This is a genomic window from Lysinibacillus sp. FSL L8-0126, from assembly GCF_038630385.1.
Classification (GTDB): domain Bacteria; phylum Bacillota; class Bacilli; order Bacillales_A; family Planococcaceae; genus Lysinibacillus; species Lysinibacillus fusiformis_D.
This window is the reverse complement of sequence record NZ_CP152028.1, coordinates 4,593,685-4,608,535: the sequence shown is the minus strand read 5'-3', so window position 1 is coordinate 4,608,535 and position 14,851 is coordinate 4,593,685. Positions and strand designations below refer to the sequence as shown.

Genomic DNA, 14,851 nt, shown 5'->3' with positions numbered 1-14,851 from the left:
TGGATTATTAGGTATTTTTAATGTTGATAATTTAGGGAAAAGTTATACTAGCCTATTAATCAAATTAAGCGTTAAAAGAAGTCTCTACTAACCTAGTGGAGACTCCTCTTAGTGTGGAAAAACAAAACAGTCAATTGAAAGGTAGAAATGGATTTCCGTTGCAGGCTACTTGCTTTCCTGTGGGCGAGCGCCGAGCCGCTTCCTCCGCTACCGCTCCGTTTAGAGGCTCGCCTGTCTCGCTATCCCACGGGAGTCAAGTAGCCTTCCACTCCAGCCCACAAAAGTTTTACCTTTTTAGCGAAATTTTCAAATAAAGTGAAGGTGTTCACTACTTTTTATGAAGAGGTGTTGTCACGCATCACTTCTCCATATTGAAAATAAGAGCTTATTCCCTCTAAAAATAATGGGCTATTTAATCGCTATATTACTATGAAAAAAGTAAAGGCACTTTGCAGAATGGTTGATTGGAGTGGAGCCAGCGTCACTCCTAGGGGATTTAGCGTCACAGATGAGACCCTGGAGCGAGCGTAAGTGAGTGAAGCGGCTCATCGGACGCCCCCTGGAAAGGGCGCTGACGGAACGGAAATCAACCTCTTACCTTGCAAATTTGCTTTTTCTGCCGTTGACATCATCTTTTTTCAACAACATGAGAAGTCTCTACTAACCTAGTGGAGACTCCTTTGCGTTATTTAGTAAAGTTATAAAATGAAAGAGCGGTATGAGCTAAATCTATCAAAATATCATTATTTTTTGTTTTTCCTAAAAATACATTTGTCTTTTTTAGAAAAATTGATTATGATTTTAAAGGTATTCAACGTAGAGAGAACATCAGAAAAGAGGCGTTAACGAGTGGCCAATAAGGAATTAAAACGAGGATTAGAAGCACGTCATATCCAAATGATTGCACTTGGCGGTACGATTGGTGTAGGGCTATTTATGGGCTCGGCCAGTGCAATTCAATGGACGGGACCTTCTGTACTCCTTGCCTATGGTATTGCAGGTATTTTTATTTTTTTCATTATGAGGGCAATGGGTGAGATGCTTTATATGGAGCCGAGTACAGGCTCTTTTGCAACGTTTGGCTATAAATATATCCATCCTTTAGCGGGGTATTTAACAGCGTGGAGTAACTGGTTCCAATGGGTTATTGTTGGGATGTCTGAAATTATAGCAGTCGGAACGTATATGCAATACTGGTATCCAGAATTACCAGCGTGGATACCAGGTCTTATTGCGATGATTATTTTAGGTTTGGCGAACTTTATTTCTGTCAAATCATTTGGGGAATTTGAATTTTGGTTTGCGATGATTAAAATTGTCACGATCATTTTAATGATTGTAGCAGGTGTAGGACTGATCTTCTTTGGCTTTGGCAATGACGGTATCGCCATTGGTTTATCTAATTTGTGGAGTCACGGTGGCTTCTTTACAGGTGGCTGGACAGGCTTCTTCTTTGCCTTATCTTTAGTTGTTGCTGCATATCAAGGGGTAGAGCTTATCGGGATTACGGCTGGAGAAGCAAAAAATCCACAAAAAACAATTACTAATGCCATTCAAAGTATCATTTGGCGTATTTTGATTTTCTATATCGGTGCAATCTTTGTCATTGTGACGGTGTATCCTTGGGATGAACTTGGGACAATAGGTAGTCCATTTGTGGCGACATTTGCTAAAGTAGGTATTACAGCTGCCGCAGGTATCATTAATTTTGTTGTAATCACAGCAGCTATGTCAGGCTGTAACAGTGGGATTTATAGCGCTGGACGTATGTTATATACTCTTGCGATGAATGGACAAGCACCAAAATTTTTCGCCAAGCTTTCAAGGAATGGCGTACCTTTATTTGGAACAGCAGGTGTGTTAGTCGGGCTATTCATTGGTGTCATCCTAAGCTATATTGCTCCTGAAAATTTATTTGTTTATATATATAGTGCGAGTGTTTTACCAGGAATGATTCCATGGTTTATCATTTTAATCAGTCAAATTCGCTTTAGAAAAGAGAAGGGTGCGCAACTGGCTAAGCATCCTTTCAAAATGCCTTTCGCACCCATTACAAACTATGTAACGATTATCTTTTTAATCATGGTATTAGTTGGTATGTGGATTAATGATGATACACGTATATCATTAATTGTCGGTATTATTTTCCTAATCCTCGTAACAATTAGCTACTATGTGTTTGGGATTGGCAAAAACCGCTACAGTAAAGATTCTATAGAATAAGCTAGAGGGATGTATCTCAACGTGAGATGCATCCTTTTTTCTGTCTATTTTTACTAGCACAATTTTTACATAAATGAACGGATAAAAGCCAAACTACTAAAAAATGAATGACAATGACTGGTATTCATCGGAATTAAAGGGGTTGAAAGAAATGAACGAGATACCGGAACAAATTGTAGCTAAATTGACGCAGGAGATCAACGAAATTGATGATGTAAAACTGAAAATGGTGGCGACAGAAGAGGGAGATGTCACGGTCATTTATTTCTCCTCGCTCATTGAAAAAATGACCTTACAAACCATGGTGACGATTCCGTTGGCTAATAATTTAAAACAAATTCATCAAATCGCTCAATATGTGGACCCAAAGGATGTCCAGGGAGCCGTTAAAAAATTGAATGCTGGGCAAACCCTCCTTTTTTTTCATGAAACGAATGCGTTGTTAAGCGTGGATACGTATAGTGCACCGACAAGGGCCATTACAGATACTGAAACGGAGTCCACAGTAATCGGTCCACAGGATGCATTTACAGAATCATTAGAAACAAATATTTCATTGGTGAGAAGACGCATACAAAGCGCTATGCTTAAAAACGAAAACCGTGTTGTCGGGTCTGAAGCCAATATTAAAATCTCGATTATGTATATGGATAATATTGTGAGTCATAAAAATTTAGAGGATTTAAGAAATCGGATAGATCAAGTAGATTATCCATTATTTACGGATATATCTGTGCTGAAGCAATTAATTGAGGATAATCCTTTATCACCCTTTCCGCAATATTATATGACAGTTCGTCCAGATAGTATTTGCCGTTATCTTCTAGATGGTAGAATCGTCGTTTTTATGGATAATAGTCAGTTAGCAATTGTTTGTCCTACGTCTTTTTTTGAAATGTTTGTGTCGATTGAAGATTATTACAACCGATGGACAACGGCAACTTTACTAAGGATGTTACGCTTTTTTGGTTTTTTCCTAACAATTATGATTACCCCCATGTATATATCAGCTCTAACCTTTCATCCAGAAATATTGCCCTATGAATTATTATTAAATCTTCAAGAGTCGAGGAGTAAAGTACCATTTCCACCGCTGATTGAAGTGCTATTTATCGAGCTGATTATTGAAGTGTTACGAGAAGCGGGTTCTCGAATGCCTGCCAAAGTCGGTCAAACAATTGGTATCGTAGGAGGTATTGTCATTGGGACTGCTGCTGTAGAAGCGGGGTTACTCAGTAATATTCTCATCGTGCTAGTCGCGACATCGGCCTTATTATCGTTCCTACCGCCGATTTTCTTAATGAGTAATACTAGCCGTTTTGTGCGCTATATTTTTATCTTATCAGCAGGACTCTTTGGCTTATTTGGCCAGATGCTCGCCTTTGCCTGGTTAATTCATCATTTATTAAGTTTAAAATCTTTAGGAACGCATTATATGACACCCGCTATTCCTAGAAAGCCAAGCGATTTATTGGATGGTGTCATCCGATTTCCAACTAAATACCTAAAAAGTAAATCAGGTCTTTCAAAAGCACAGAAAAAATAGAACTAGAAGAATGAGGTGGTCAACTTTGAGTACAACGAAAGGCAAAGTATTAAATCGCTATCATGTCATTTTTTTAGCTCAAAGTGTAATGCTTGGTACGGGTATCCTTTCACTACCTCAAAAATTAAGTTCTATGGGATATTCTCAAACATTTATGCCGCTTTTATATGGTCTGATAGCGACTCTTACACTGTTTGCAATGGTATGGCTGTGTTCGAAATTTCCTAATGATGATTTATTTAAGATGAACGAAATACTTTTAGGCAAATATATTGGGAAAGCCATCAATTTTTTCATCATTTTACAATGTACTGTTTTTAGTGCAGGGATTATAAGTAACTATATGCATTTAATACAAAGTACAGCGTTACAGGAACAAACGATTACATTACCTGTACTTTGCTTTTTACTTTTGCTTATTTACATCGTAAATGGCGGTATAAAATCAATTGCAAGATTTTGTATCATGACATTTTTTATTACGATTTGGATGTTCTATTTTACACGGTGGGCGATTGAAAAAGGGAGTGTAAGTCATTTTCTTCCTCTCTTTAATTTTACGACTAAAGAATTTTATGCAGCATTCAAGCAAGGCTATTTTTCATTTCTTGGATATGAATTAATTGTATTTTATTTTCCTTTTATCATTGATAAAAAGAAGGCTTTTCGTCATTCCTTATTAGGCGTTTGGATTAGTGTTTTTTTATGTTTTATCACAACGCTTATTAGTGTGATGTATTATTCGGAATGGCAATTGAAAAATGTAGAGTTTTCGGTGTTGAATTTATTTAAAGCAGGGGAATTTACCTTTATAGAGCGTATTGATATTATTGGTATTACACTTTGGGTATTTCTGATTTTAACTTCTATGACTGCTTATGTATGGTGTGCGAAACAAGGTGCCCATGCATTATTTCCGTTACCTAAAAAAAAGAAGAATTATTACTTATATATGATTACCTGTCTGATCTTTGTCATTATTAAAATGCCTGTTTCCAGAGAAGTTCAGGATAAACTATTTTTGGCAAGTAACTATATAGGTTATATCTTAATTATATGGCCACTATTTTTAATCATGATCTACTTATTTAGGAAAAAGCAGGTGCAAGTATGAAAACACGTCTATGTATACTCAGTTTGATTGTTTTAATTTTACTTGTGGGCTGTTCTCGAAAAGAACTAAAAGTGCCGTTAGAGGATATTGGCATGGTTGATTCGATGGCATTTGATTACATTGATGAAAATGAGATGAGGCTTACAGTGGCTATTCCTCAATACTCTCCAGAGGCAGAGCAGGATACGCAAAATTTTTCCATTACGACAGATCTAGTGTCCAGTGGCATAGTCAAAATAGAAAAACAATCAGATAAAAAGATTGTTTTCAATCAATTACGTGTGGTATTAGTCAATGAGGATTTTGCACGAAAAGGAAATGTCAGAAAGATTATTCAGCATTTATATCGCAATGCAGAGGTGGGAAATAAAGTGCTCATCGCTGTTGTAAAAGATAACGCAGAAGCTATTCTAAAGGGAGATTATCCTGATAAACCTAATATTAACTTTTATTTAAATGATCTATTAGAACCTAGTATTAATACAGCCTTTAATCCAAACACCAATATCCATGATTTTATGTATACAATTACGAATCCAGTAATTGATACCATTTTACCTTATATTGAAAAGCGAGGAGATAAATTAGAGGTGGAAGGTGTTGCAATTTTCAAAGGAAATCATATGCATGAACTGATTAAACCAGAGGAAGCACTGGTGATTCAAGCTTTGAATGGACGGAAAAATCTTGCTCCGTTACACTTAGACTTAAACGCAGGGCATGGGGAAGAGAAACTCATGATTGATTTAATTGAGAGCAGTGTAAAAAAAGAGAGTAATCAAAACGTGAATTCACCAAAATTAACGATTTTCTTAACAATCAAGGGTACATTAAGCGAGTATAAGGGTAAAAGAGAATCTCATTTGTTTACAGTTGAAAGCATTAGTAATTTAGAAAAAGATGTGAATAAACAGCTTGAACAGGATATTGGTGATTTTTTAGAGCGATTAAATAAAGCAGAGGTGGACCCAGCTGGCTTAAGTGAGGAATTTAGAATGTACTATCATGGGAAATGGACGACGAAAAAAACGAGGGCGCTTATTAGTAAATTAGACGTTAAAGTCCATGTAGAAACGTCCATTATTAGTACAGGTACATTAAAATAAATGGAGGCCAATTCGTCAAGAATTGGCCTTTGCTATTAGGATGTTTTCCGCATAATAAAGCTTAAATGTCTTCCTGCCTGTTTGTCCTGACGGTAGGAAAAGCCATTTGGGCTAAGGAACGTACAAGTTTCATCAATTTGAATTTGGTCAGCTGGAATACCAGCAAGCTCACATTGTTTTTTTACTGTTTGCTGATTATCAATATGATATTTATTCGTTTCTGCATTGTAGTACATAAAGTCTTCCGCATAACCAAGGCTGTGAAACTTTTCGTAGACATCTGCGTCCACCTCAAACTTTTGCTGACTCAGCGCCATACCAATTTGGACATGAAAATCCTCTGGTCGACATTGTTCTTCATTCATCAGATGCTCAAACAATTTGGGCGTTATTTCTTTGACAGTTCCTTGCCAACCTGAATGAATAACGCCAACTAGTCCGTTCACAGCATTATAAAAAATAACGGGAACGCAATCAGCCGTAAAACTACATAATAATAAATTCGGCTCTATGGTATAAAGGGCATCGGTATTTTTAACTGCTGTATCGATTTGCTCAGCACCTCGCCCTTTATCAGCTAATGTGACTTTATGAAAGTTCGCACTATGTGTTTGCTCGGTGCAAATAAAATGCTGCAAATCACAGTTCAACGTAGCGGCTAAATGCTGCCGATTGTCGATGATAGCTTGAACATTATCACAAATATGCAAAGCCATATTGTTTTGCTCTAGTTCCATATCATCTTTCAAGGTAGTCCCAGCGATAAATTGTTCATTATCCACATAAATTTTTGTTTTCATTCAATCACCTCGTTTTACTATATAGGATTACTTATGGAATGTATAGGTTGCATCTATTTGATATTTAGCTACCCCTTTACCCTTCTATTAAACTTTTAGACATAATGAATCGTTTTCCTCACATATAGTAGGAGGAATACTATATAGGGGAGAGAGCGAACATTGACTGAACTAAACCTATTATTAATTTGCCAATTAGGAATGGGTCTGTTTTGGATAATTACATACATACTCGTGATTTATAAAGGGTGGCAAGATAAAAAATATGGAATGCCTATGGCCGCTATTTGTGCCAATATTTCATGGGAGTTTATCTTTGCTTTTATTTACCCACAAAATGATCTCCAACGATACATTACACTCATTTGGCTTGTATTGGATATCTTTATTTTAATGCAGTTTTTACGCTATGCGCCAAGTGAATATCGTAGGATACTTACTAAAAAAATATTGTATGGCTCCTTTTTGGTTACGTTACTTTTCAGCATGTTGATGATTTTTGGCATCGTCTATGAGTTTCGGGATTTTGAAGGGAAGTACACAGCATTTTTCCAAAATCTTATGATGTCAGGGTTATTTATCGCTTTATTGTTGCAAAGAGGGAACTTAGCCGGTCAATCAATGGGAATTGCCGTCTGTAAAATGGTAGGTACATTGTTTGCTGCGGTGGGCTTTTATCTCTACTTCCGTACGCCATTGATTACCATTATTTCCATGGCAACGCTCTTTTATGATGGGCTCTATATTCTACTAATTTATCGATTAAAAAGTAAACAATTAGCAAAATAGGATATTTTATGAAATTTTAAATAGCTGAATGTATTAGTAATGTATGCCAATTACAAAAAGATTGCAACTTGATGACAAAGCATATGATGCAAAATAGCGTAATAAAGGGTTTTGTTCGTTTGTGTTGTGTCGATGTCATACAATTGTAAAAATCCTTCCAAATATTTTGTGATGATTATGGCTCTGAAACTATTTACGATAATAGTAGAGCAAACAGGAAGGATGATGAACATGTTCAAAAAAATAAAAAAAGCAACACTCGCTTCAGTAATTGCAGCTTCATTATTAGTACCAGCAGCGGCAATGGCAGCTGAATCCTATACAGTGACATCTGGTGACACACTTTGGAAAATAGCGTTGAAAACTGAGACAGGCGTACAAGAATTAATAGATGCCAACCCACAGCTTGCCAATCCGAATCAAATTTCCCCTGGGCAAAAAATCAATATCCCTGTAAAGGAACAGGCCACGGTTGAGCAAGAGGTTGTTAAACTTGTTAATGCAGAACGCGCCAAAGCAGGTCTGCCAGCATTACAGGAAAATTGGGAGCTATCCCGAGTAGCCAAATATAAATCTCAAGATATGCATGATAAACAGTACTTTGACCATACAAGCCCAACATATGGCACACCTTTTACCATGATGAAAAACTTTGGTATTACGTATAAAGCTGCTGGTGAAAATATTGCAAAAGGTCAACGCTCGGCTCAAGAAGTTGTAACAGCTTGGATGAACAGTGCAGGACATCGTGCCAATATTCTCAATAAAAGCTATACCCATATCGGTGTAGGCTATGTGCAGGATGGTCATTATTGGACACAAATGTTTATTCAAAAATAAAATAGGACACTGTTCTGTACTTGAGCTTTTTTACAAGAGTTAAAAATGATAGAGCATCTACTGGCTCATTTGATAGCTAGTAGATGCTCTTTTTTTACGTAAACTTTGAACGTCATTTCTGTTGCTTCGCGAGTAATTTCCCTTTCTTCACGGGAATTCATCTTGCTTATCGACAATAGGCCGTGCTAATTAGTAGAAATAACTTTTCATGCGATACGGCTGAAAGTTAGTAATTAAAATTCCGATGATTTCTCTATAAATTAGAATGGACGAGGGTTTTCAGTTAAGATTCTATATTAAAAGTTGCAGAACAATATGTTAACCCTGTTCTAAAATTAGGACAGGGTTAACATTATTTTATTGTCCTTCACCATATAGGTGTTTCTCATTTACATAAAATAATTTGACGTAAAAAAGACTGTTTTTTAGCAATACATCGGTCAACTATCTCGAATCCAGCTTCTTCAATTAAGTCATCAATCGTATCAATTGTGGCAATAATAATTTTATCTGAAATTCGTCGAGCGTGCTTTAGTATCTCACTTTGTTCTTCCCTTGATGCGTGAGTAAATAAGTTATATGGTAAATCAACAATCGCTACATCATAGTGCTCCGTTACCTCTGAAATCGGTCCTAGTGTAATTTTACCTTCTAGTCCGAAATAAGTGATATTACTTCTGGAACCCTGACATACATGATAATTAATGTCTCGACCTTCAATATCAATTCCCATTGAAAGTCCCTCTATTATGACAGTTCCTATTCCACAACAGGGATCGATAGCACGTACATTTTCTATATGTGGAACTGCAATATTAGTAATAGCACGAGCAACTCTTGTGCTCAATGCGGTTGAATAATTGTGTGGCTTCTGTTTATGTTTAAGCCAAATGGGTTCACTTTTTGTATAGTTACCAAAATACCAACGACCGTCTAACGTAATAATCCCCAAGATAATTTCTGGATTGTCTAAATCTGGTTCTCCGTTAATCGACAATCCAATTTCTCTTTCAATTTTACGACGCTCTGCATGGTTTATCTTATTAGTAGTATTTATGACCATTTTATTTAAACTAATTACTTTGTAAGTGTTTTCTCCTACATTGAAATGCTTAAGACGATCCTTTAATACGTCTAAATCATTCTCTTCATATAATATCTCAAGTCTCTCTTCAATAAATGGGCTACGGCTTGGATCAATTTTAACATCGCTAATTAAATAGTTTGAGTCAGAATCTTTTCCAAAAAATGAGCGCATCTCCATTCTACATAAATCATATTCATCAATATGATGAATATAAGTGTAGATATACTTATCACGTATTTTTAAATCATTAGTCAATTTATTTTTCTTCCTTTAAATTCCAGATTTTATTTATGGGAAATGTAGTTATAAGTAGTGTTTTAATATAAAACAAAATTTAGTCATTTATTTTAATCTAAAGAATCATTCTACTAAACTTTAGCCTTATTTGCCATTTTATTTCTTTGAGAAATAATGTTTTTAGGCTGTATAAATGATTCATGCGGAATAATCTTATCTAAATTAAGATAGCGAAGAGAAAATAGCTGCACCAAATAGTACTTACAATCCTCTATCGTCTAAAGGTTTATTCAATCATAAAATTTCACAGGTAATAGTGGTCTTCATATAGTGTGTTTTTGCAGTATTGACAAATAAAAATCATCAAAAAACAACACACTATGAGCAATTTACGAATAAGATGTCTCTGTAGTATGAAGATAGAGGTAGGTGTTTATGGTTGAGAAAGAAGTGGCTGGCTATATGCGGCATTATCTGTACGCTTGGGCTAGTAGGATGTCAGGACAAAGCGGCAAACGATAACAAGCTAGAACAAGAAATTCAACAACATGAAGAAGCTCAGCAGTCTGTTACGTATGAACAAGAGCACCCAATTGAGCCTATTGTAGAGCTTATTGATCCCGTAACACAGCAGATGGTTCAAACAATCTCTCCTAAGGAATTTGGCTTTGACACAGATCCGCAAGCTTATTACCAGCAGCTAGAACAATTAGCAAAGGAATTGGCGAGAGGAACAGACACAATGACTGGCTATGATCAACGAATGGTGCTCGATCGATTGGGAGAAGAAGGGCAAGTAATCAAAGGAAGACCGCAAACTATTTTAAAAGAAAGCGAATTAGTAGAGCGAATTCTAGAGGCTTCAACGACGGGTGGTCAAGTGGAAATGCCGCTCTATGTAACAGAAAGTGGCTATTATTTAGAGGATCTTCCTTTATTAGAGGATGTCGTTGTTGCATCCTATACGACATATTTCAATAGCACAGATAGTGGAAGAAATAAAAACATCGAGCTGTCGGCTAGGGCAATCAATAATGTCATTGTAGGTAGTGGTGATTATTTTTCTTTTAATACGATTGTGGGTCCGAGGGATGAAGCGAATGGCTATCAACCTGCACCGGAAATTATTAATAAGAAGGTAGTCATGGGGATTGGCGGTGGAATCTGTCAAACGTCTTCAACCCTGTTTAATGCTGTCGATCAAATTCCAATTAACTATGTGGAACGTCATCACCATTCCTTAGATGTGGGGTATGTACCTAAAGGAAGAGATGCTACTGTTTCCTACGGCAGTTTAGACTTTAGGTTCCAAAACACGAATGATGTACCATTTTTAATAAAGGCTACCTATGGCAATGATTTTCTAACAATTGAAATCAGAACGGCAGCGAAATATGTAGAAAAATTGACAAAGTCATAATGGCATGACAAGACACCACTGGACGGTGGTGTCTTTTTTTAAGTGACATGATATAGTTAAATTGAGATATTTTACAAAAGCTTTGGGAGAAGGGGGAAGACAATGCATCCAAAACTACAGGCAGCGATTGATTCGATTGATTTATACCAAGCAACTTATCCAGAGGATGCTTGTGTCATCGTGGCAGATAGAGAGAAAGTTCTTGCCTATAAACCGGGGAAACGTGTTGATTTAAAAGTAGGGATTGGTGAACCAGTACATAAATATCGAGGGACTGCAACGGAAATAGCCTTAAGCTCAGGCCGCTTTGTGAAAGAAGAGCGCGGGGCGGAAGGGTTTGGCATGGCATACATTGCCTCTGCACAGCCTATTTTTGACGGAGGTCAGGTAATTGGTGTAGTAAGTGCCATTATTTCCAATGAAAAAATGGATAGTATGCGCTTGTTGGCAACTGAGCTTTCAAGTGCTGTTGAAGAAATGACGGCTACCAATGAAGGATTAGCCACTTCCAGTATGGATGTGTCCAATCGTTTAGAGGAATTATCGAACTTCTCGGAATCGATGGCAAGTGATATTAAGCAGATTAATGACATTGTGAATTTAGTAAAGGATTTGGCTATGAAATCCAAAATTCTCGGCTTGAATGCATCCATTGAAGCAGCACGTTCAGGTGAGCATGGTCGTGGCTTTGCCGTGGTTGCTTCAGAAATACAAAAAATGTCCCAAAGCAGTACAGAAAGTGCTGATAGCATTACAGTGCAACTAGAAAATATTAAACAATCCATCGATCAAGTCAATGCGTCAGCAAATCAAATTTCTGCGTTTACACAGCAATTTGCTGCGAGTATGCATGAATTAACAGATGCCTATAAAGGGGTTAATAGCACGGCAGAAAAGCTCATGCAGATTAGTGAGATGAAAGGATAATAATATAAAAAAAGGATAATAGACAGGTAACATGCTATTATCCTTCCCCATAATTAAATAATCTCTAAAATTTCCTGTGGTGTAGCGACCTTATATTCAGGATTTTCGTTTTGCACGACCTCTATGGCATCATAGCCCCATTCTACCCATACAATCGGGACACCTGCTTTCTTACAAGCCACGATATCCCTTTGTTCATCCCCAATATATAACACGTCAGCTGAGTTGACATTTGAGTCCTTTAAAAACTTTTTCATCACTTTATCCTTGCCAAAAATTCGATTGGAGCAAAGAACATCTGCTACACAGTGAATACCGTTCATTTTAAGAAATGCTAAAATATTTTCCTTAGAATTAGAGGAAATAATAATGATTTTATAGCCTCTCTTATCAATTTCCATCAGGACTTCCTTCATTCCATCAAAAAGATGAACATCATTTAATGATTGACGATACAATTTATAAAATTGCGGTAAAATCATGGGCAATTTATACATTGGGAAATCAAATAATTTACTGCGTTCAGAAATCGATAATTTTTTCAGTGTATCAATTTCCTTTAATTCGATGCCTTTAAATTTATATTTTTGCGCTAATGTATTCCATGCTGATGCAAACACTGCGGTTGAATCTGCCAGTGTTCCATCAAAATCAAAGATAATATGCTTCATTGCCAATTTTCTCCTTTTCCATCTCGTTGTAATTGACGTTTTATCTTAATTCAGCAAGTGTTTTTTGTACCAAAAGTGAAGCAGTACTTTAGAGAAAGAAAAATATTTGTGTTGTTTTCTCCAATGGGTGTTCAAATGCCCGCTAAAAAAGCTGAACTCAGGCTAAGAATGCCACATCCTGTGCCATATCTGAGTAATCATCATCATGTTAACCCGAAGCCTCGGCGGAAGTCACTGATTTTGAAGTTGACCTGCACGATGCAAGTCAGTTAACTGTCACAGGACGTGATGGTCTGAGGTTAACATTCTACTCATCAGCTCGAAAAAACGGGGCGCAAAGTTGATCTGCGCGAAAATGCAGAATCAGCGGCAATTACGTCAAAGGCGTAATTGATGTTTAAAGATATGACATAGGATGGGCGACCTAGTGTAGTGCATCATGAAACAACAACTATTTTGAGCGTACGTAAACATCTTATGGTAAATATTATCAGAAAATACTGCGATTGCAACGGAAATGACATAACAAAAGGAGATGCCTTAAAATTCCTTCGAGACACCTCCCTTCTATACTAAAATTATTGAGTTTTTTTCAAAAAGAAAGAGAGTATGACATTGATGATTGCCAGAGCAAAACTGATTGTAAAGACAAATGCAGAGCCTGAAGCCGCCGCTTCTAGAGCATTAGTTGTACTGTCAGTTAAGAATTGCTGTTGCTTAGCTGAGAACAACGAGACCATTACAGCAATGCCTATGGCACCTGATACTTGTTGAGAGGTTTGTGTAATCGCAATACCATCAGGAAAATATTGTCTTGGCAAAGCATTGAGCGTATTCGTTTGGACAGAGGCTAATACCATACCAATCCCAAGCATCATGATGATATGTGTTAACACTAATGCCCAAGTAGCTGTTTCGGTACCATTTAAAGCATAAAGTCCATAGCCAATCACAACAAGTATGGTTCCGGGGGTAATGATTGCACGTGGCCCGTATTTATCGAAGTATTTACCGATGGTTGGTGCTAATAGGCAGTTTAGTAGACTACCAGGGAGCATCATTAAACCTGTTACAAAGGCCGATACCAAAAGTGCCGTTTGCATATACATCGGGAGCACCACTAGCATAGACAGCATATTGAAGAAGGTAATCATATTCATCAGAAGACCCAATACGAACATTGGATACTGGAAAGCTCTCAAATTTAACATAGGATGGTCCATTTTTGATTGACGCAACACAAATAAACATAAGGCAATTACACCTAGTAAAATGGTGCTAAGTACGTTGATGCTTGTCCAACCCAATTCTCCACCGCTACTTACACCATAGACGATGCCACCAAAGCCAATCGTAGATAAGATAATAGACCATATATCTATAGCAAGCTGCTTTCTTTCATTCACATTGGGAATAAAGATAAAACCAAAAATGATCGAGAATAATAAGAAGGGGACAGTAACCCAAAATATCCAGTGCCAGGATAGCGTGTCTAAAATCATCCCTGCTAATGTCGGGCCGAAAGCGGGTCCTGCTAAAATGACGAGACCCATCATCCCCATAGCACTACCACGTTTATTAGCTGGAAAAATCGTGAAAATCACATTTTGCGTTAATGGTAATATAATCGCTAAACCTGCAGCTTGAATAACACGTGCTATAAGTAAGACAGCAAAGATTGGTGCAACAGCGGCAAGTATGGTACCAATTATGGAAAAGAGTAAAGAGATTATAAACATTTGGCGAGTGGTAAATTTTTGCATTAAAATGCCTGTAACAGGTACTAAAATGCCTAATGTGAGAAAATAGCCTGTTGCTAGCCATTGGATAGTTGTGGCATCCACGCTGAAAAGTTGGCTAAGTTCCCCTAGTGCAATATTTAATGCTGTCTCACTAAATAGCCCTACAAAGCCGGCTACTAAGAGAGCAGCCATAATTGGACCTGTTTTTATTTCCTTATTCACTGTAAAAACTCCTTCAAAAATGTTCAACTTTCATAGAATGTATAAAAACAGAATATTCGGAAAAATAAAGTTGCGATGCTTCTACTATTTCATGTTCTGCATTATAAAAAAGTCTATGAAGATATAA

The 14,851-nt window shown here is 37.0% G+C and carries 12 protein-coding genes; 8 read left to right on the top strand and 4 right to left on the bottom strand.

Going from position 1 to position 14,851, the window contains the following annotated elements; all coding sequences use genetic code 11:
• The first annotated feature begins 849 nt into the window (after positions 1-849).
• The 4 genes from MHI34_RS22390 (at position 850) to MHI34_RS22375 (ending at position 5,989) form a co-directional block, all read left to right on the top strand.
• Positions 850-2,223: an amino acid permease gene (locus MHI34_RS22390; RefSeq protein WP_089933258.1), complete on the top strand. Its 1,374-nt coding sequence runs from the start codon at positions 850-852 to the stop codon at positions 2,221-2,223.
• Between the two features lie 151 nt (positions 2,224-2,374).
• Positions 2,375-3,769 (top strand): spore germination protein, encoded by a 1,395-nt coding sequence (locus tag MHI34_RS22385; protein WP_051891586.1) that lies wholly within the window; start codon positions 2,375-2,377, stop codon positions 3,767-3,769.
• A gap of 25 nt (positions 3,770-3,794) precedes the next feature.
• On the top strand, positions 3,795-4,883 hold the full coding sequence (locus MHI34_RS22380; RefSeq protein ID WP_051891585.1) for a GerAB/ArcD/ProY family transporter: 1,089 nt from the start codon (positions 3,795-3,797) through the stop codon (positions 4,881-4,883).
• The gene (locus MHI34_RS22375) at positions 4,880-5,989 is read left to right on the top strand and encodes a Ger(x)C family spore germination protein (protein ID WP_036118653.1); all 1,110 of its coding nucleotides are present in this window, start codon (positions 4,880-4,882) and stop codon (positions 5,987-5,989) included. The genes MHI34_RS22380 and MHI34_RS22375 overlap by 4 nt, the downstream gene beginning before the upstream one ends.
• Positions 5,990-6,024: 35 nt before the next feature.
• Here MHI34_RS22375 and pgeF read toward each other — a convergent pair whose 3' ends face one another.
• Entirely contained in the window at positions 6,025-6,789 is a 765-nt protein-coding gene (pgeF, locus tag MHI34_RS22370) for a peptidoglycan editing factor PgeF (RefSeq protein WP_036118651.1), read from the bottom strand.
• Between the two features lie 162 nt (positions 6,790-6,951).
• On the opposite strand from pgeF, the gene MHI34_RS22365 reads away from it, so the two are divergent.
• Both MHI34_RS22365 and safA read left to right on the top strand, forming a co-directional pair.
• Complete coding sequence (locus MHI34_RS22365) at positions 6,952-7,578, top strand: hypothetical protein (protein WP_342503993.1); 627 nt, start codon at positions 6,952-6,954, stop codon at positions 7,576-7,578.
• Between the two features lie 231 nt (positions 7,579-7,809).
• Positions 7,810-8,418, top strand: a complete 609-nt coding sequence (gene safA, locus MHI34_RS22360; protein WP_058844606.1) for a SafA/ExsA family spore coat assembly protein — start codon at positions 7,810-7,812, stop codon at positions 8,416-8,418.
• Between the two features lie 385 nt (positions 8,419-8,803).
• On the opposite strand, the gene MHI34_RS22355 is transcribed toward safA, so the two are convergent.
• On the bottom strand, positions 8,804-9,682 hold the full coding sequence (locus MHI34_RS22355) for an RNA methyltransferase (protein ID WP_340809786.1): 879 nt from the start codon (positions 9,680-9,682) through the stop codon (positions 8,804-8,806).
• 499 nt (positions 9,683-10,181) lie between these two features.
• Here MHI34_RS22355 and MHI34_RS22350 point away from each other — a divergent pair, with 499 nt between their 5' ends.
• Positions 10,182-11,162, top strand: a complete 981-nt coding sequence (locus tag MHI34_RS22350; protein ID WP_036118629.1) for a VanW family protein — start codon at positions 10,182-10,184, stop codon at positions 11,160-11,162.
• Between the two features lie 102 nt (positions 11,163-11,264).
• Positions 11,265-12,089 (top strand): methyl-accepting chemotaxis protein, encoded by an 825-nt coding sequence (locus MHI34_RS22345; RefSeq protein WP_342503992.1) that lies wholly within the window; start codon positions 11,265-11,267, stop codon positions 12,087-12,089.
• 53 nt (positions 12,090-12,142) lie between these two features.
• Here the strand turns inward: MHI34_RS22345 and MHI34_RS22340 are convergent, their stop codons facing one another.
• Both MHI34_RS22340 and MHI34_RS22335 read right to left on the bottom strand, forming a co-directional pair.
• Positions 12,143-12,760: an HAD-IA family hydrolase gene (locus MHI34_RS22340; protein ID WP_058844609.1), complete on the bottom strand. Its 618-nt coding sequence runs from the start codon at positions 12,758-12,760 to the stop codon at positions 12,143-12,145.
• A 578-nt stretch (positions 12,761-13,338) separates the two neighbouring features.
• On the bottom strand, positions 13,339-14,724 hold the full coding sequence (locus MHI34_RS22335) for a DHA2 family efflux MFS transporter permease subunit (RefSeq protein ID WP_342503991.1): 1,386 nt from the start codon (positions 14,722-14,724) through the stop codon (positions 13,339-13,341).
• Positions 14,725-14,851: the final 127 nt, after the last annotated feature.

Excerpts from the sequence above, each read along its gene's own strand:
- MHI34_RS22385 (WP_051891586.1), top strand. The coding sequence starts at position 2,375 with ATGAACGAGATACCGGAACAAATTGTAGCTAAATTGACGCAGGAGATC.
- MHI34_RS22375 (WP_036118653.1), top strand. The coding sequence starts at position 4,880 with ATGAAAACACGTCTATGTATACTCAGTTTGATTGTTTTAATTTTACTT.
- pgeF (WP_036118651.1), bottom strand. The coding sequence starts at position 6,789 with ATGAAAACAAAAATTTATGTGGATAATGAACAATTTATCGCTGGGACT.
- safA (WP_058844606.1), top strand. The coding sequence starts at position 7,810 with ATGTTCAAAAAAATAAAAAAAGCAACACTCGCTTCAGTAATTGCAGCT.
- MHI34_RS22355 (WP_340809786.1), bottom strand. The coding sequence starts at position 9,682 with ATGGAGATGCGCTCATTTTTTGGAAAAGATTCTGACTCAAACTATTTA.
- MHI34_RS22345 (WP_342503992.1), top strand. The coding sequence starts at position 11,265 with ATGCATCCAAAACTACAGGCAGCGATTGATTCGATTGATTTATACCAA.
- MHI34_RS22340 (WP_058844609.1), bottom strand. The coding sequence starts at position 12,760 with ATGAAGCATATTATCTTTGATTTTGATGGAACACTGGCAGATTCAACC.